This is a genomic window from Nocardia sp. NPDC056564, assembly GCF_042793755.1.
In the GTDB taxonomy this organism is placed as follows: Bacteria; Actinomycetota; Actinomycetes; order Mycobacteriales; family Mycobacteriaceae; genus Nocardia.
Genome location: NZ_JBHTUR010000001.1, coordinates 244,629 through 262,238 on the forward strand (window position 1 = coordinate 244,629; position 17,610 = coordinate 262,238).

18 protein-coding genes are annotated in these 17,610 nt (G+C 64.5%); 13 read left to right on the forward strand and 5 right to left on the reverse strand.

Annotated elements, in window-relative coordinates; all coding sequences use genetic code 11:
* Window positions 1-70: 70 nt before the first annotated feature.
* The gene (locus ACFQ9K_RS01240) at window positions 71-706 is read right to left on the reverse strand and encodes a TetR/AcrR family transcriptional regulator (protein WP_378717175.1); all 636 of its coding nucleotides are present in this window, start codon (window positions 704-706) and stop codon (window positions 71-73) included.
* Window positions 707-854: 148 nt separating this feature from the next.
* Here ACFQ9K_RS01240 and ACFQ9K_RS01245 point away from each other — a divergent pair, with 148 nt between their 5' ends.
* Both ACFQ9K_RS01245 and ACFQ9K_RS01250 read left to right on the forward strand, forming a co-directional pair.
* Window positions 855-1,613 (forward strand): SDR family NAD(P)-dependent oxidoreductase, encoded by a 759-nt coding sequence (locus ACFQ9K_RS01245; protein WP_378717173.1) that lies wholly within the window; start codon window positions 855-857, stop codon window positions 1,611-1,613.
* 366 nt (window positions 1,614-1,979) lie between these two features.
* Window positions 1,980-2,468 carry a nuclear transport factor 2 family protein gene (locus tag ACFQ9K_RS01250; RefSeq protein ID WP_378717172.1) on the forward strand — a complete coding sequence of 163 codons (489 nt, stop codon included), beginning with the start codon at window positions 1,980-1,982 and terminating at the stop codon, window positions 2,466-2,468.
* A gap of 623 nt (window positions 2,469-3,091) precedes the next feature.
* Here the strand turns inward: ACFQ9K_RS01250 and ACFQ9K_RS01255 are convergent.
* Window positions 3,092-4,258, reverse strand: coding sequence for a serine hydrolase domain-containing protein (locus ACFQ9K_RS01255; RefSeq protein ID WP_378717171.1), 1,167 nt, complete (start codon window positions 4,256-4,258; stop codon window positions 3,092-3,094).
* Window positions 4,259-4,417: 159 nt separating this feature from the next.
* Between ACFQ9K_RS01255 and ACFQ9K_RS01260 the strand changes: the two genes are divergently transcribed.
* Entirely contained in the window at window positions 4,418-4,999 is a 582-nt protein-coding gene (locus tag ACFQ9K_RS01260) for a TetR/AcrR family transcriptional regulator (RefSeq protein WP_378717169.1), read from the forward strand.
* A 22-nt stretch (window positions 5,000-5,021) separates the two neighbouring features.
* Entirely contained in the window at window positions 5,022-5,288 is a 267-nt protein-coding gene (locus ACFQ9K_RS01265; protein ID WP_378982652.1) for a hypothetical protein, read from the forward strand.
* Here the strand turns inward: ACFQ9K_RS01265 and ACFQ9K_RS01270 are convergent.
* On the reverse strand, window positions 5,275-5,889 hold the full coding sequence (locus tag ACFQ9K_RS01270) for a TetR/AcrR family transcriptional regulator (protein ID WP_378717166.1): 615 nt from the start codon (window positions 5,887-5,889) through the stop codon (window positions 5,275-5,277). The genes ACFQ9K_RS01265 and ACFQ9K_RS01270 overlap by 14 nt on opposite strands.
* A gap of 78 nt (window positions 5,890-5,967) precedes the next feature.
* Here ACFQ9K_RS01270 and ACFQ9K_RS01275 point away from each other — a divergent pair, with 78 nt between their 5' ends.
* The 3 genes from ACFQ9K_RS01275 (at window position 5,968) to ACFQ9K_RS01285 (ending at window position 8,312) form a co-directional block, all read left to right on the forward strand.
* On the forward strand, window positions 5,968-6,744 hold the full coding sequence (locus ACFQ9K_RS01275) for an SDR family NAD(P)-dependent oxidoreductase (RefSeq protein ID WP_378717164.1): 777 nt from the start codon (window positions 5,968-5,970) through the stop codon (window positions 6,742-6,744).
* Window positions 6,745-7,450: 706 nt separating this feature from the next.
* On the forward strand, window positions 7,451-7,807 hold the full coding sequence (locus tag ACFQ9K_RS01280) for a bleomycin resistance protein (protein ID WP_378717163.1): 357 nt from the start codon (window positions 7,451-7,453) through the stop codon (window positions 7,805-7,807).
* A gap of 250 nt (window positions 7,808-8,057) precedes the next feature.
* Complete coding sequence (locus tag ACFQ9K_RS01285; RefSeq protein ID WP_378982783.1) at window positions 8,058-8,312, forward strand: TetR/AcrR family transcriptional regulator C-terminal ligand-binding domain-containing protein; 255 nt, start codon at window positions 8,058-8,060, stop codon at window positions 8,310-8,312.
* 328 nt (window positions 8,313-8,640) lie between these two features.
* Here ACFQ9K_RS01285 and ACFQ9K_RS01290 read toward each other — a convergent pair whose 3' ends face one another.
* Window positions 8,641-9,249 carry a TetR family transcriptional regulator gene (locus tag ACFQ9K_RS01290; RefSeq protein WP_378717161.1) on the reverse strand — a complete coding sequence of 203 codons (609 nt, stop codon included), beginning with the start codon at window positions 9,247-9,249 and terminating at the stop codon, window positions 8,641-8,643.
* A gap of 109 nt (window positions 9,250-9,358) precedes the next feature.
* On the opposite strand from ACFQ9K_RS01290, the gene ACFQ9K_RS01295 reads away from it, so the two are divergent.
* Entirely contained in the window at window positions 9,359-10,054 is a 696-nt protein-coding gene (locus ACFQ9K_RS01295; RefSeq protein ID WP_378717158.1) for a nitroreductase, read from the forward strand.
* A 124-nt stretch (window positions 10,055-10,178) separates the two neighbouring features.
* Here the strand turns inward: ACFQ9K_RS01295 and ACFQ9K_RS01300 are convergent, their stop codons facing one another.
* A complete protein-coding gene (locus ACFQ9K_RS01300; protein ID WP_378717157.1) occupies window positions 10,179-10,724 on the reverse strand; it encodes a hypothetical protein in 546 nt (181 codons plus the stop codon).
* A gap of 164 nt (window positions 10,725-10,888) precedes the next feature.
* Here ACFQ9K_RS01300 and ACFQ9K_RS01305 point away from each other — a divergent pair, with 164 nt between their 5' ends.
* From ACFQ9K_RS01305 to ACFQ9K_RS01325, 5 genes are all read left to right on the forward strand, one after another.
* A complete protein-coding gene (locus tag ACFQ9K_RS01305; protein WP_378717155.1) occupies window positions 10,889-11,398 on the forward strand; it encodes a hypothetical protein in 510 nt (169 codons plus the stop codon).
* 478 nt (window positions 11,399-11,876) lie between these two features.
* On the forward strand, window positions 11,877-12,806 hold the full coding sequence (locus ACFQ9K_RS01310) for a hypothetical protein (RefSeq protein WP_378717154.1): 930 nt from the start codon (window positions 11,877-11,879) through the stop codon (window positions 12,804-12,806).
* A 479-nt stretch (window positions 12,807-13,285) separates the two neighbouring features.
* Complete coding sequence (locus tag ACFQ9K_RS01315) at window positions 13,286-13,705, forward strand: hypothetical protein (protein WP_378717152.1); 420 nt, start codon at window positions 13,286-13,288, stop codon at window positions 13,703-13,705.
* 72 nt (window positions 13,706-13,777) lie between these two features.
* Window positions 13,778-14,347, forward strand: a complete 570-nt coding sequence (locus tag ACFQ9K_RS01320; protein ID WP_378717150.1) for a 2OG-Fe(II) oxygenase — start codon at window positions 13,778-13,780, stop codon at window positions 14,345-14,347.
* Window positions 14,344-17,001, forward strand: coding sequence for a glycosyltransferase (locus ACFQ9K_RS01325; RefSeq protein ID WP_378717148.1), 2,658 nt, complete (start codon window positions 14,344-14,346; stop codon window positions 16,999-17,001). Before ACFQ9K_RS01320 ends, ACFQ9K_RS01325 begins: the two co-directional genes overlap by 4 nt.
* Window positions 17,002-17,610: the final 609 nt, after the last annotated feature.

Here is a 17,610-nt window from a genome sequence, read left to right on the forward strand (position 1 = left end):
ATCGGGAGACTGTGACTACCGGTAGACGGCTCGGGACACCCGGTGCGGGCGTGCGGATTCCGGGTTCGGATCAGGCTGGTCGACCGGTGGTGTAGCGGGCGAGCATGGTTTCTACAGCTTGCTCGACGGCGTTGTGGATGTCGGAGGTTGCGGGGTTCCAGTCGGTCAGCAGCATGCGGGGCCACAGGACGTAGTTGGCGATCATTCCGAGGAATTGGTTGGCGGCGCTCTCGGCGTCCGGGACGTCGGCGTTGCCGGCCTCGTGTTCGGACTCGAGGTAGTGCTGGACCGAGGTGAAGTAGGGCAGCTTGCCGAGGTGGAACTGCATCCGTCCCAGTTCGGGGAAGCGGGGCAGCTCGGCGATGACGATGCGGAACAGGGCTGTCATGCCGGGGCGGCTCATCAGGTCGGCGTAGCGGTGGCCGATGGAGGTAAGGCCGGAACGCAGGTCTCCGGTCTCGGGCCGGGCGACAGTTCCTCCGGCGTCGCGCTGCCAGGACTCGGTGACGATGGCCTCGAAAAGTGCTGCCTTGGTGGGGAATTGCTTGAAAAGGGTGGACTTGGAGACTGCCGCCTCTTCGGCAATGCGGGCCAGAGAAGTGCCGTCGTATCCGCGGTTCAGGAAGAGGTCCGTGGCTGCGGAGATGATCGCCTCTCGCTTTTGCTGCGCGAGGCGGCGGTGATGGGGGGAGAGCTCTGCTGCCATGCGTGCAGTATGCCCCAGCTCCGAGGCGAGTCACTTGACTCGCCTTCTTCGGCATGCCTACGCTGCGATGAAAAGGCGAGTCGAGTGACTCGCATCTGATTACGGCGCCTGCCGTCTCTGTGGGTGCCGTGCGATGAGGGAGCAACCGATGACAGTCGACAGGATCGCTTTGGTGACCGGCGCGAACCGTGGCCTGGGGAGGAGTACGGCTCTTGCCCTGGCGGCGCGCGGGGTGCGGGTCGTGGTCACCCATCGCGGTGATGCGGCCGGGGCCGAGGAGACGGCGCGGCAGGTGCATGCCGCGGGCGGGACTGCGGCTGTCGCTCATCTCGATATCAGCGACGTCACCTCGTTCGGAGCCTTCACTTCCGAGCTGAGCGGATTGCTCGAGCGCTGGGAGGCTTCGCGGCTCGATATCGTGGTCAACAACGCGGGGGTGGGTGTCTTCGGCCCGCTGCAAGCTGTCACGGCCGACGACTTCGATACGGTGTTCGACACGAACGTGCGGGGCACGTTCTTCCTCATCCAGTCGCTGGTGCCGCTGCTGGCACAGGATGCCCACGTCATCAATGTCTCATCGTCGTTGACTCGTCATACCAGTCCCGCGACCTCGGTCTACTCCGCGTCGAAGGCCGCGGTCGAAGCCCTGAGCCGTACTCTGGCCGCAGAACTCGGCCCCTGCGGCATCCGGGTCAACTCCATCGCCCCGGGGCCGACCGCCACCGACTTCAACGGCGGTGCCATGCGCGATGACGCCCAGATGCGCCAGGGGCTGGGCAGGCAGACCGCCCTGGGCCGCGTCGGCGAACCCGAGGAGATCGGCGACGCCATCGCCACGCTGGTGTCGCGGGGCCTGCGCTGGATGACCGCCCAGCGCATCGAGGTCTCCGGCGGCGCTCTCCTCTGACCGACGCGTCCGGGCCGCGCAGCGGCCTCCAAGCCGTGGTTTCGTCAGGCCGGGCCGATCGGGAGCGCGGGTTCGCCCCACATCGAACGCACGATAATGCCGCTGATCGCTCGGTCGGCGGTGGCTGCGAGGCCTGGCCGAAGATCAACGGCCCCGGGACATCTCGGGGCCGTCGTCTTATCCGCTCATGCCGAATGCAGCGCGATCCAGTCAGCCATTCATGACCTCGCCGAATACATCGGCGAGGCTGGGCATGTCCGAGAAGCCGAGGTCCCACGCTCTCGGTGGTGATATCGCTATCGTCGGGTATCGACCGCTAGTGAACCGTTGAATTTCGGCTGTCCCCGGACATGGAGCGGAGTACAGATGGCCCATACGACCGAGAACGTCGAGTCCAGTGAGATCCGTCGATGGATTGACCACGCGAAGATCGCCGAGCTGATCAACCACTACGCCAAGGTCTTCGACGAGCGGACCTTCACCACCGCTCTGCCCGCGCTGTTCACCGAAGACGCGCACGTCGAAATGCCGCCCGGCGATCATCGCGGCATCGTGGATCTGGACCATTTCCACGACCAAGTGATGGCACCTTTCGGGCGCACACAGCACATCTTCACCAACGTACTCACTGATCTCGACCTCACACAGGCAAAGTTTCGCGCCAACACCCACGTCACCCATGTCGTCCTTCCAACGCCCGGCAGCAGACAAGATGGGACCGACAACCTGTTCGTGGCAGGCGGGACCCTCAGTGGCACAACGGTTCGAACAACGCGGGGCTGGCGATTCCGGAATGTGGTACTCGACGTCGTGTGGCGCTCCGGCGACTTCAGCCCGCCCCAGCCGGAGAACTGAACATAACGCCCCGAGTGCACGCTCATGCCGCGGAGCGCGCGATCCCAAGGTCGCGACACCAGTCGATGAACGCACTCAACTGCCGCTTATCGAGCGAATTGCCCAGCGGAGGTTGGTCGGCCAGCGATGTGGCGCGGTTCGCAGCGGGGTGTCGTGACCACGGTCGAGCATGAAGAAATGCCACCGAATTGAGACTGGCAGCGCCCGCCACGGTGTGAGAAAAGCCGGAAGAGGCCAGGTCAATCAGTCGGCAACTGCCACGAATTTTGAGATTCCGCTCCCTCTGCTGACTGAATGGTGGGTGATCTCCGCCAGTTGGCTTCCGCAGCAGGAGGTTTGGAGTTGGCGCGCACGAAGGCGCTGGGGTCTCGACTCTCGGTCGGCGTCGATGCTGTTCAGGTCGCTTTTCGCTGCGTTGACGACTCCGAGAAGGTCCAGTCTCTGGCGGTAGTGAAAGCTGAGACGTCAGAGGGTCACCCACGGTAGGTTCAACCGGGTGGAAGGATCGTGATTGCCTGTCCGCGGTGGCTCGCGCATGGTCGAGATCACCCGTGACGTGGGCGAGGCGTCCTTCGATGACGAGAGTATCGGCGAACCCGATTGAGGTGTTGTCGCACCAGTGATCAAGCCCGTCGCGCGGCGGTGACCAGCGCGGTCAGCAGACGCAGATGGTCGGCATCGGCTTGGTCGGGGATCAGGAAGCGCCGGCGCAGGAAGGCGTAGGACAGCTCGTTGCGTGGGTCGACCAACGCCTGCTGCCCGCCGGCTCCGCTGTGGCCGAACGCGCCGGCACCGAGGACCGGGTAGGTCTGCGATGACGCGTGGAATCCGACCGCCCAAGCCTTGGGCTGCCGCAGGACCAAATCGGAACCGTTGGACTGTATCTGGCCGAACGATGATGCGGTGGCGGATTCGAACAGCGGCTCGCCGCCGTCGACCGGCGACACTAGCGCCGAGTACAGCTTGGCCAGGCCGCGGGCGGTGCCGATGCCCCCGAACGAGGCCGTCCCGCGGGAGCGGACGAACGGAAGGTTGGGCAGTTCCCACACCTCCCGGTTGCGCGGGTGGTGGCGGTTGAAGGCGATGCCGCTGAGACTGGCCGGGGCCGTTGTGGTCGCGGCAAGTTCGCGCAGGCGTTCCGGGGTCGCCGTCATCGGTTGCGCGCTGAGGAACCGGTCGTCCTGATCCGCGGGCAGGCCCAGGTGCAGGTCGAGCTTCAGCGGAGCCTGGAGTCGCTCGGCGAAGTGTTCCTGGACGGTGCGGCCGGTGGCGCGCCGGACGAGCTCTCCGCTCAGCGCCGCCATCACCAGCGCGTGGTATCCGGTTGCTCGGCCCGGTCGCCAGAAGGGACGCTGCGCGCCGAGCCGTTCGGCGACGAGTTGGTCGTCGGCGAGTTCTTCCATGGTGAAACCGTGTGTGGCGCCGACCAAACCGGCCTGGTGGCCGAGTAGTTCGCGCACGAGAAGGTCCTGCTTGCCCTCGACCGCGAACTGAGGCCAGTAATGGCTGACTTTCTGGTCCAGGTCCAACACGCCGTCCTGGACCAGCAGTGCCACCACCAGGTGGGAGACTCCCTTGCTCGCCGAATAGATCCCCATGATTGAGTCGGCCTTCGTATCCGGTCCGGCCCACAGGTCGACCACCTTCTCGCCGCGGTGGTAGGCCGCCACTTGGACGTCCAGTTCGCTGCCCTCCGCGGCCAGCAGCGCGGCGAACTGGTCGCGCACCGCCTCGAAGGCCGGCGCGACCGTGCCATGGATGCCAGTCGTCTCCTCGAGTGCTGCTCTCATCGTGTCTCCCGCTGTCTCGGCGACGGCCGATCCGTCGAACACGATCCAGCTTAGCCAGTTAGTGACCATTGGTCACTAACTAGGATCCGAGGTGCTGTTGTCGGCTCTGTCACACGGGGCAACGCACGACGGCGCCGCGTCCTGGCTATCGTCTGATTCATGACCGACGAAGTGGCCGAGCGACGACGTCCCGGACGCCCTGCCCAAATCAGTCGGGACAAGATCGTCGAAGCGGTGTCGCTGGCCGAGAACGTCAACACGCTGACCATGCGCGAACTCGCGGCGAGCCTCGGCGTCGGCCACAGCGCGCTCTACCGGTGGGTCAAGAACCGCGACGAGATGTTCGATCTCGTCAGCGAGGTCGTCGTCGAGCGAATCCTGTTGCGCGCCGGCACGGGAGACTCGGACTGGCGAGACCGACTTATCCGGCTCGCGTGGGCGATGCACGACGAATTCCTTGCCCTGCCCGGGTATGCCACGCACCTGTTCCGGCCACACAAGCACAACGCGCGCTCCATCGACCGGCTCAAGGACGAGGTCGGCGCCGCTTTCCGCCGGTCTGGCGTCACCGCCGAGATGGCCGAGCACAGCTGGCAGATCTTCATGACCTCCGTCGTCGGTTGGTTGGCGGCAACCGAGAATCCCCTCCACCTCGGTGCTGACGCACCGAGATTCGACCTGTTCCTCGACACGTTGCTGCGTGGTCTGCCCGCTCGTGAGCCCGGTGCAGTCCGGCCGTGACCCATGTTTTGCGTGGCCGATGGTGAACCTGCGCCGACTGGACACCAGGCCGGGCCTGCGGGCCGAGGGTGACCAGGTGGTCGACCTGGACGACCACCTCGCGGTGCTGACCGCGCTGCGGGACGAGGGCAAGATCGGCGCGACCGGCCTGGGCAGCGCCGCCCTGGACGGAGGACGACGGTCGCCGACGCCCAGACATGACGCCTTCGCAGATCATCGCATCACCAGCCGAGATCGAGCGAGAACCCGATCGCACACAGTCCCACGACCTCCGATCAACCGCGGTTGATGTCAGCGAAGACCGTCACCATGCCGGCGACCTCGTCGGCGACGCTGCGGTGCCAGACGTGCCGTCCTTGGCGGCACCGACCGGAAATGATCCCGTGCAGAGCGGTCCACAGCTGTTCGGCCCGTTCCAGGGCTTCCGCCTCGTCGATGGCAGGGTTGGCGGTCCGCAGATCCTCTGCCATGGTGGCGGTGCGGTGCTCCATCCAGGTGCGGACCGTATCGGTCTCCTTGAGCCAGTCGACGCTTTCGAAGAGTAGCTGGTAAGGGCCCGGATTGGTCAACGCCCAGTCGACATACGTGCGGGCGAACGAGTCCAGCCGAGCACGCGGCCCCGCGGCGGCGGCCACCGCCGCGTCGACCTCGGTCCGGGCCTCGGCGAAGCTTCGCTCGAGGACGGCTTCGAACAGCGCTGTACCCGAGTCGAAGTGCAGGTAGACAGCGGTCGCCGAGACACCACAGACCCGGGCGACGGCTCGTAGGGACGGGATCGGAGCGGGGCGTGGTTCCCTGAGCAATGCCGAGGCAGCTTCGATCAGATCCTGACGCAGGTGGCGGCCGCTTTTATCTGCTGCGCCGACGTCGGTCCACCTCCTTCCCCGCATTGTTCACCTTGCTGGTTGACAGGTGTCAACGTAGCCTACGAAAGCGAACTTAACAGCTGTCAACCTACGGAGAGTGTCATGCCGAGGACTGTGGTCATCACCGGAGCGAGCTCGGGCATCGGGGCCGAGTTCGCCCGCCGCTTCGGGCAGCAGGGAGACGATGTCGTGCTGGTCGCCCGGCGCCTGGAACGGCTCGAGAGCCTCGCCGCGGAGCTGCGTGCCCGCCACGCGGTGACGGTGACGCCCATTGCTGCCGACCTCACCGAGCCCCGGCCGGGCGAGACGCTGCGGCGCCGGCTGACGGAACGCGGCATCGTCGCCGACGCACTGGTGAACTGCGCGGGCTACGGACGTACCGCGAGGTTCGCGCAGACCAGCGGGGACGACGTGGCCCGCCAAATTGCCCTCGATGTCGCCGCCCTGACCGACGTGACGAAGGCCTTCTGGCCCGACCTGCTCGAGGCCGAAGCGGGCCTGCTGATCAATGTCGCCAGTCTGACCGCCTATGCGCCCATGCCCGGAATGGCGGTGTACGCGGCGGCGAAAGCCTTCGTGGTGTCCTTCACCGAGGCTCTGTGGGCCGAGGCCCACGACAGCCGCCTGCGAGTGCTGTGCCTGTCACCAGGCCCTACCAGGAGCGAGTTCTACCAGACCTCGGGCTCCTCCGAGCAAGGTGTCCGCTTCCAGACCCCCGAACAGGTCGTCGACACCGCTTTCCGCGCGTTGCGCACCGGTCGCCCGACCGTCGTGTCCGGCCGCACCAACGCCATCACCGCAGCCCTGATGCACTCGCTCCCCAGAAGGCTCGTGCTTGCCCTGACAGCACATCAGGCATCCAAGTCGCCTGCGGTGTAGGCGACACCGAAAAGGCATGCATCGTCCGATGCTGTCAGGACTTCGCGCACGAGAACCACCGATATCCGCCACACTCCTTCGTTTCTGTCGCAGCCCAGCGACAATCGATCAACCGCCCGCAGTCGCCCCGCGACACCGGCGACGGGATACCGATTACCGGCAGGGTCGTCCGTCGGCCTGGCTCGGATCCGGCCGGAACGCTGGCCCGATAGTCACCGTATCCAGAGCGGCAGGTGAAATCAGTTGCAGTACATAATCGTTCGAAAATCACGTCCCTCATGAACGCCCGATCGACAAACGCTGCGATACCCGCCGTGGTCATCACCGGCATCGCCACCACCAGAAGGCAACCATGGCACAACGATCGGGCGGACGTCATGTCCGCATATGCTGCTGGGCGGGCGTTCTGCGCGGCGAGATCGACTGCCGCGCAGAACATCCGGTATTGCCGCTTATAAGGTCGTGCCGCGGTGAGACGCACTCTCCTGCCGATGAGCGAGCATTCTCGCTGAGGCGCGCATTTGGAATGTGATCTTGTGGCGCAACACATCTTACGATCGGTACGGAATTCCGTTCACCGCACGGCCCGCCTCTGCAGGCCCTACCGTGAACGTGCAGAGCTTCCCCTTACCGCCGAGGAACCGCTAACAGTCAGCACCCTACCCAAGATCAGCGATCTCGAGCCAAGGTCAGCTAAGGTGATGGAATGGTCATGCGGGTGGCGGTTCCCGTGCTGCCGTGCCGAGATGTGCAGGCAGCGCGGTCGTACTTCACGGACGTGCTCGGATTCGACACCATATTCACCTGGGAGACCCCACCTAGCTACGCGGCCGTGATCCGCGACACCGCCGAGTTCCACCTATACGCCGAAAGCAGCGCCGGCCCGGCCAGGGTGACGGTTATCGTCGACGACGTCGATTCCTGCCACGACGAGCTGCGCGCCCGCGGCGCCGACATCGTCGAGCCACTGGCTGACCGGCCCTACGGGATGCGCGACTTCAACGTACGGACACCCGATGGGCACTTGTTGATCTTTAGCCAGCCGCTTACCGAGAACGGGTGACCATCAGTGGACCAGCCGGAAGAATGACCGGACCTCGTCGACGAACAACCCCGGCTTGTCGCTGAAGCCGTGACCGGGAAGCGATGGGCAGCCCCCTAGAACCGGCCGGCTTAGTGCGCAGATTTCGCCGTTCACACGACGAAACCACAGCTCAACAGCCAGCACCCTACCCAAGATCAGCGATCTCGAGCCAAGTCAGGTTGCCTGCCGTTTTTGTTGCGGCGCGGCCGATTTCGGGCAGGGCGGGTTCATCAGCGAAGCCGAACGCGTGCCTGAACTCCTCGCCCACGTCGTGACCCGCGCCGTCGAACCCCGCGTCACCCAGATCGAACACGTCCTGCACCAACTCATCGAGCGCGGCGCGGTCCGCGCCGATATCGACACCCGCACCATCGCCACCATGGTCTTCGGCGCGTTCCCGCGCGGCGGCGCCGCCGCTGCGCGCGCCAGCCTGCCCGAACAGCTCACCACCACCCTCTGGCCCGCCCTCACCACCCGCCCCTGACCGCGCCGCAGTGTGCGTCGAGCACCCATCGAGTCCGAGGAGATTCTGTTAGGACCTTGTCCGTCTTGCCCTCCAGGCACGGCGTCGTGCCTGGACTGGACTTCGAGCCCCGCCGACGCAAATAAGCCCGCTGCCTCGGCCCGCCGGCTTCAGTGCACACGCCTGCCAGGTCGCGTCCTACCACGCACTCTGTTGCCGCTAGGTGCGCGTTGGTCGGCCGTCCGAATCCGTTGAGTGACACGGCTTCCCAACGCGCGGAAATGCCGATTATGCGGTGTCGAGTTCGGTCCTTCCGAGTTTCCAGGAGGATCGCGCCTTGGTGTGGGGTTCAGTGTGGTGATGTCCCGGTCTCGGCGGGTATGGCGGCGTCCAGCAGTATCCGTGCGGCTTCTCGTGCATAGTCGCAACAACCGGTGTCGTTGAGGACCATCGCGCGGCTGGCGGCGCCGTCGGCGAGGAGGGCGAGTTGTTCGCCGAGGGTTCGTGGGTCGGCGGCGCCGAGGGATGCCAGTAGTTCGGTGAGGTGGGTGACCATCCGGCGCTTTTGGGCGGCCGCGTAGCGGTGGGCTGGACTGTGGGGGTCGGGGAATTCGGCGGCGGCGTCGATGAAGGGACAGCCGCGGATCGGGGTGTCGACCTCGGCCGGGAGGGTGAACAGGGCCAGGAGGCGGTCCCGGGGCGGCAGGTCGTCGCGGTCCAGGGCGGCGCTGATGGTGCGACCGGATTCGGCGAGGTGACGCAGATAGCCGACGGCCAGTTCGTCCTTGGTCGGGAAGTGTTGATACAGCGTGCGTTTGGAGACAGGTGCGGCGGCCGCGACCTGTTCCATGCTCGTCGCGGCGATGCCCTGCGCCTCGAACAGTGCGGTCGCCGCGGCAAGGATGCGTTCGCGCCCTCCTCGGCCCCGGCGACGCCGAACCTCCTGCCGCTCACTCATTAGCAAAGCATACACAACCGTGTACTTAACCAGTTGTCGCGTGGTAGCCTCGCCGCGTTATGTAAACGATTGCGACTACTTGAGTAGTTCGACCGAAACGGAGGCTGTGATGGATCAGAACGCGACCATGCGAAACCATCTGTCCCACTACGCGGAAGAGTTGATCCGCGGCCGCCGCGCCGTGCGGTCCTTCCACGCGGATCCGGTCGCGGAGCCAACGATGCGGGCCGTGTTCTCGCTGGCCGGTGCGGCGCCGTCGAATTCCAACACCCAGCCATGGACCGTTGAAGTGGTCAGCGGTCCGGCACGCGACCGACTGAGCGAGGCATTACTGGTTGCGCACGCACAGCAGCACCTGTCCGTGGACTTCCCCTACCGGGACGATCTCTATACCGACCTACATCGCCGACGCCGCAAGCACTTCGGCGAAACGGTCTACGCAGCTCTCGGCATCGCCCGTGACGATCACCCAGCGCGCGAGGCGCACAACGCGGAAAGCCTGCGCTTCTACGGCGCGCCACACGTCGCGCTGATCTTCGCCCCACCCACGGCCGACCAGCGGATGGCCGCCGATATCGGCATGTACGGACAGACCCTACTGCTGGCCATGACTGCTTACGGAATCGCCAGCTGCCCACAGGGCCTGCTCGGCTTCTACGGAAACACGATCCGTGACCAACTCGAAATCACCGATGGCAAGGTGCTTTTCGGAGTGTCCTTCGGCTATGCCGACACAGCGGCTCCGGTCAACCACACCAGGATCCCCCGCGCGAAACTCTGCGAGACCACAAGATTCCACCGCTAGGCTCGCCCATCGCTTCGCACTCCCATGCCGCGGGGCGGGCGTTCTGCGCGGCGAGATCGACTGCCGCGCAGAACATCCGATATTGCCGAATGGCGCTGACCGAACCGGCCAGCCCGGCTGGCCGTCAGTCGTGGAGTGGATATCGGCGATAGTCGGCCGGTGGGGTACCGAATTCGAGGGCGTTCTCGTCGAGTCCGTTGCTGATCGTCACTCGGTTATCTGCGAATGTGAAGCTGACCGCGGTCATGCCTGCGGCGAGATCGGCTCGCCGGCTTGTCCATTCGAGCAGGTCGACAGCGAGCAGCGGCTGGCCCTCGAGTGCGGTCAGCGCGTGAACGGCGTCGGATCGCCAGGACAGGTGGAAGGCGTGGATCTCTGGATCGGGGTCTTCGGGGTCTGACCAGGAACGCTGCCGATGGGGATCGATGCTGTTCCAGGTGATGGACAGTTCGTCGAATTTCTGGTGAGTGATCTCGACCTGTTCTCCGTCGAAGTCCAGCAGTACCGGGCAGTCGGCGAACCACTCGTCGTTGGTTTGGTCCCAGACCAGCCAGGATTTGGACAGCGGCCTGCCGACGAGACCGCTCAGCCGCTGGCCGTGAACGGATTCGATGGTGGCGCGTCCTGTGAGCCAGCGTGGTTGGTAGTCGTGGATGCCGTAGTAGGACACCGCACGATTATCGGAGGCAACTGGCTGCCGCTGAGCAAGCACATCGGTTACAGCGCGTGTCGTCGCGTCGCACCGAACGCACTCATCGTGGGCGCTCGGTCGCCGGCTCCGGTGGACTGGAGTCGGTCCTCGGTCCAGGGGTGGCCCCGTGGCACGCTCACACTATGGACGACCCGATCGCATTCGATCACGAGCGGATGATTCATCTGGATTCCGGCACATATCACTGGGTAAGCCTGAAGGCGTTCCGGATCACGGCCGATCGGCCCGACACCGACCTGCTCGCCGCACTGGTCTGCCACCCGCAATATCGCGACAGCTACGCCGGTGGAGGTCCCGACGACCAAGGCTCGCCCAGCCTGCACGGGCGCTACCGGCTCGACCGCATTTCTGCCGACAGCTTCAACCAGCTCAGCCCGCGAACCGCTCAACTCTCACTACAGCAGTGGGCAGACCGGGCCGGCGGCGCCGTATCTGCCGCCGTTCAAGAGGAGTTGAACCGGTGGCTCTACCCGGTGCTGGCAGACAGTGCAGTGTTCCAACTTCCCAGTCTGGGCCAAGATGCCGAACACGACTGGGGCTGGGTTGTCGGAGCTGGCAATGGCTTTCACGAGATCGTCGCCATCGACCGGTCCAGCCGCGTCATGACACTCGTCGTCGCCTCGGACGACTGACGACCTGACCTCTCCAATATCCGCAATTGCCGCTGGGTGCGCGTTGGACCATCGTCCAGATTCGTTGGTGGGCACTGCCGCACGGCGACAGCCTGGACCGGCTGGCCGGTGCCCGGCGATCGGTCAGTGCGTGTGTTCGCACCGAACCTGGGTACTGGTCCCGTTCGCCGGCTGAGGCTCCGATGTCGCTTGCATCGCTGAGGCTTTCGAGACACCTTACAGTTCTCGTCATCTGTTGCGGCGGAAGCGGTCTCGGCGTCTGAATGACGTTCACCCGGGCCAGCGAACCAGCGCTGCGCACCCAACCATTTACAGCAGGTCGCTGCGTAGCAGCATTAAGTTTGTTGCCGCCACCCTGTATCGGGCTCAGGTGTAATGGGTCTCCGGCTCGAGATCCAGTATTCGGGCCAACCGAGAACCGTAGAGTTGGCCAGCGAAAAGTATTGCCGCGCGGGCGTGTTCGCCGCATGATCGACAGATGAGCACAGGGGAACAGGCTGCCGCGCTGGCGGACCTGTCGTGGCTGCGGCGACCACGCAGCGTGATATTCGTGGCGCAATTGCTGGTCAGCCTGCCGCTGGTGGTAGTGACGGTACTGCTGCTGGGGTGGCTCGACCGAAAGTTGGGGTGGCCGCAATGGATCCTCCCGGTGATCTGGCTGATCTGGTGCGTGATCGCCCGCTACCGGCCCAGGGTGCGGCTCGTTTCGCGGATGCGCACACCAACAGCCGACGAAGCCGCGCTGCTCACACCCGCGTGGACGACGGTCGCGCACGCGGCCGGGGTGGACAGCGCGAAGTATTCGCTGGTGGTGCGCGATGCGTTGAGAACGGGTGTGATGTTCCGCCCGCGGGCGATGATCGTGGTGAACAGCGAGGATTTGATCGAACCGACGCCTCGTGACCTGCGCGTGCAGTGCGCCTGGGGACTGGGACTGAACCTGATCGGCCCGTCGTACGCCCGTCGGCTGACGGGCCTGTATCGCAGACCAGCCTCGGTCGTGACGGGATTGGCCGGAGCGGTGACAGCGGTGGTGATGATCGCAGCCGTGGGCGTGACGGCTCGTGGCAAGGTCGCCAGCAAAGCCGACCTGCCCACCGTGTTCTTCGTGGGCGCGCAGATCCTGGCGTTCGGGGCCATCGCCGGGGCGTCGCTGCTCGTGGTCGGTCTGCCGGGTGCCGTGGTGATCACGATGGCGTGTGTCCTGGACGCCTACGGGAAGGAATACCTGGGGCTGTACGCCGCCATCGTGGCCGATCGAGTCGCGGTCTGCCTCGGCTACGGCCGGGAACTGCGTGACTACCTGGCCGCGCATCCCGAGCAGGATCGCTTCCGGCGGTCCCTGCCGTGGAGCCGCGACCGCCTCTGGTACCTGGATCGGCGAATGTCCACCGAGACAGTCGAATAACGAACCCGCGGTGGTGATGCAGTGTCGTCGAGCGCGTGCTCGGCGGCAATGCCGTGGTGTCGACGGTAGAAGACGTCGGCGGGGCGGCCGGGAAATAACCACCCCGCCGTGCACGAACAGCGGAAAGGGCACCTGCGCGGCAGGCGATCTCGAGGTGAAGAACGCCCGCCCAGCGACGACGCAAAACATCTCTGCGCTCGGCGCGCTGGGTACGTGTCAGTCATGCGTAGGAGCAACAGCGTCCACCAACCAATTAGATCCGACCATAAAGCGGTTGTCTGGCCATTCGTGACAGTCGACCAGGTATCGCGCGCGGCGCCGGGCATGGCTGGGGTGTGCGGAGTATTAGCCGAGATTGTTGCCATCCGGTATGTCGTCGGCGTCGAATGACTATCTGGTGCTTGGCTGTCGTGTGGTCAGGTCTACCTCGACGGCAGGGTGTCTTCGGGGTGCGTTGTGGATGAGACAGGGAGGCTTGGATGAAGTCGTCTGGACAGTTTTGTTCCCGCGCTGCGGCGTTGATGGGCGCGGCGACGTTGGTTAGTGGTGGTGCTGTGGTGTTCGGCCCGCTGGTTGCGGTGACTCAGGCCCAGGTTCCTCAAGCCGGTGCTGACGCCATCGAGGTTCAGTTCCGAGACGACGACCGTATGCCGGTGGGCGAACCGGTAAAATTCAAGCCCTTGACGAGTTGTAAGGCCATTCCCGCGCCGTCCAGCGCTAAATATGTGGAAATCACGAGCACGGGCGACGATGATAACGCGCGGTACAGCGTTACTATTTATCCGAAGAGCCGAAATTGTACCGGTGACCATGACGAGTCGAAATCTAATGGCACCCTCCGCTACCAGAATGAAATTAGCGCAGGCGGTATCTCGCTGAAATACCATCCGCCGCAGTAGCGATTACGCGGTGTACCGCAGGGGATCCAGGTTTTGTTGGTTCGAGTGGGCGGGTGATTTGTGGTGCCATCGATGACTCCGGTGCTGGGTGCCAGCTTCTGCCGGTTCGATAACGTGCTCGGTGCCCAGGCCGCCGATGAGTTGCTGGCGCAGACATGTTCTGCGTGGTCGGCCGCTGCAGCCGAAGCAGCGGTCGACCTGACCTGGTGTGCGTCCCACGACCAACTGCGGGTTCCGGTGCTGGAGGATGTGGTTGCGCGTTTGGCGCCGACGGCGGCCGCGATGCTGGGTTTCGACAGCCACGACGGTGCCGCGGCCTACAACTTCCTGATGCTGAGAGCGGGATGCCGCCCGCCACACCCTGACGCCGGCTGGGGCAACGCGGTGACCGACCGAGAGGTGGCGTTCGTGTACCAGTTGTATCGGCGCCCTCGCGCTTTCGACGGGGGCGTGCTGCGGGTCTTCGACATGACCGTCATCGACGGACAACCTGGTTGCGCCGACACCTTCCGCGAAATCGCGCCACGCCATGACTCGATTGTGTTCTTCCCCGCGACGTCGTGGCACGAGATCAGCGAAGTGTCATGCCGCGGAACGGAGTTGCTCGACGGCTACTTCAGTTTCCACGGATGGCTGCCATGACCACCACGGACGATCGCAGTGCGTCCGAAGCAGCATCGACTCATAGCCGGTCTCGACGTCCGGCGTTGACGGTGGGGATGGCGACTCGCGATGACTACGACGGGGTGTACTTCACCGTGACCGCGTTGAGCCTGTATCACCCCGAGGTGAGTGACCGGATCGAGATCCTGGTCGCCGACAACGGCTCCGACGGCAGAGTGTCGGCTGCCCTGCGAGAACTGGCGGACAAGATACCGCAGATGCGATACCTGCCCGCCGGTGAGCTGCGGGGTCCGGCAGCGGTGAAGGACCGAATGATCCGCGAAGCTCGCGCGGACTGGGTGCTGTGCATCGACTGCCATGTGTTGCTGGCACCGGGAGCGTTGGCTCGCCTGCTGGCGTTCAGCGACGCGAACCCCGACAGTAGGGACCTGCTGCAGGGGCCGTTGGCGGATGAGGATATGACCAGCGTGGCCACCCACAGTGACCCGGTGTGGGCCGCGGGTATGTTCGGGCGTTTCAGCCTGGTGCCTGATCCGCGTGGCCTCGATCCCGACGCGCCGCCGTTCGAAATCGGTATGCACGGTATGGGTTTGTTTGCCTGCCGCAAAGCCGTTTGGCTGGGATTCAACCCGCGCTTTACCGGCCACGGCGGCGAAGAAGGGTATATACACGCCAAATTCAGAGCCGCCGGACGCCGGGTGCTGTGTTTGCCGTTCCTACGCTGGACCCATCGCTTCGACCGACCCGATCGGCCTGCCGCTGCGTATTCGGCCTGGGAACGGTTCCGTAACCACATGATCGGCTGGGAAGAACTCGGACTACCGACCGAACAGGTGATCGCGCACTACCGCCACGACCAAGGCCCACAACAGTTCGAGAAGACCCTGAAGCGGTGGGAAAGCGAGCGCGACAACCCTTTCAGCTACTTCGACGCCATCTATTGCCTCAACCTCGACAACCGCCCCGATCGCCTCGACCGGATCCGACACCGGCTTCGTGCCTTGGGCATCGAGGATCGGGTGCTGCGCCTGCCGGCGATCGCCACACCCGGGGATCCCGCTGTCGGCTGCGCTCTCTCCCATCGCGCCGTCCTGGCCGCCGCTGCGCGTGACGGTATGGGCAATGTCCTGGTCCTCGAAGACGACGCGGTTTTCCTGACCGGGACACCCTGGATTTTGCGGCGAAGCCTGCGCGAACTCAGCTCTCGGCAATGGGACCTGTTCTACCTGGGTGGTTTCCATCATTGCGCGCCCCGCTGGATGAATCCGCTTGTGCCGCTCGATGGTTGTGCTCATCTGGCCGACGCAGCGGGAATGACGACCACCCACGCCATCGCCTACAACGGTCCTGTCTTCGAGCGACTGCTCGCCGAACTTCCCGCTGATGAGGCGGGCATGCGGCGTTGGATCACCGAGCATCGCGCGATCGACATCTACTTCGCCGAACGGTTCTCCGGACGTGCGGTGTGCTGCGTACCGACTGTGGCTACACAGGAGAACTTGCTCATCGGCGAAGACCCCGACATGCGTGACCAGTTCGACTTCGACCCGACAAGCCACGTCACCGGTCGAGCCCATGTGGATCAGGAACCGCACCTCGCCACAGACGACGCTCGCCGGACCACACGGCGGGCTCGTCGAGCAAACAGCGGTGCAGCCGTGATCATTCCGGTGCGCAACGGCAGCGACTTCATCGACCAGGCCCTGGGTTCGCTTGCTGCCCAGACTGTTCCTGCCGAACAAATTGTGGTTGTCGACGATTGCTCCGACGACGACTCCTACGATCGCGCCATGCGCTGGGCAGCGATCCTTCCGATAGAAGTAATTCGGCTTCCGCGCCACGTCGGAGTATCGCAGGCTCGACAGATCGCGATCGCCGCCGTGGGCACCGAACTCATTGCCCAACTCGACGTCGATGACATGTTCCTACCCAACCATATCGCGGTCATGACCGACGCCTATCGACGCTCGCCGGGGCTCATTGCCTCTCACCGTCTGGCAATGTTCGACACGGAACCGAACTCATCGGGTCGCCACCAGCCGGTCGTTGAGTTCTGCCCGGACCCACCCGACCAGCTCATGCATCTACTGATCGGCAACTACGTGGGTATCGGATGCCTGTACAGCATGCGTGACTACCACCGAGTCGGCGGATACCGGCGGATCCGGTACGCCGAAGACTGGGACCTGTGGCTGCGTTTCGCCACGGCCGGTATCCCCATCACCCGAACCCCCGATACCACTTACGCTTACCGAGTTCACCCGAATAGCGTCTCGAGCACCGTCGACTTCACCGAAGACGATCTGGAGGTGCTCGAGTACTTCCTTACCGACTGCACCGACACCGGCCTTCGCCAGATCGCCAAACTTGCGATCCTGCAGCGCACCGGAGCCAAATATCTCACTCGCATACCTGCGGTCCCTCGCTCCGAGCTTCACATCACACCCTCGACACTAGGCTTGGTCGACGATCAAACCTTCCACGCCCACAACGACACAGACCTCGGAACCGTCGTTATCGGCACCAGCCTGGAAGCCCTACAACGAACTCTCGTGATCGTTTCGGCCGGTACCAGCCAAGACACACTCCGTGCGCCCATCGCTGGCAGCGGTCAGCCAGCACTGGACCTCAAACAGATACTGCACGAACGATATCTTTCGGCAACCCACTGACGACAACACCGCCGCCTGGCTCGAAATCAGCACTTGATAAATGACGCCCTTTAGGTCAGGACCCCGCAGAGGTCTTGGGGTTGGCCTGTTGGGTGAGTCCGGGTTGTGGCTCATCCGACGGGCAGGTGTGCGGGTTGGAACCGGTCGCGCTAAAGATGTTCCTATCGATGTCAAGTGGTCAGCTAAGGCTCTTCCGCTGTGATGATTTGGTAGAGCTCGCCGGCGATGTAGCGTTTGAGGTAGCGCTTCACCGATCCCCTTTGTGTGAAATGCACGTCCGCCACCGTAGCGGCTGCAGACGTGATTCGATCGCTCGCGGGGTCTCCGGGTTCTCTGTTGGTGCAGGTAGCCAAGGTCGTCCGGATACCGCGTGCTCCGTAGAGCGCCGAGGTTTCACCGATGGTGGTCGTTTAGTCGTGCGGTAAGACCCAATCCGAAGGCTGTTCGGGAACGAATAGGTCATTGGAGGCGAGTCGGATTGGCTGGTTTGCCCCGAGGAGCAGGAGGACGGATTGCCTTTCACTTCTAGGCGACTCGCAGCGTTCGTGACCGTTTTCGGGTTGGCTGCCGGATCGTGGCTATTGACCGCACCGGATGCCCAAGCGGCAG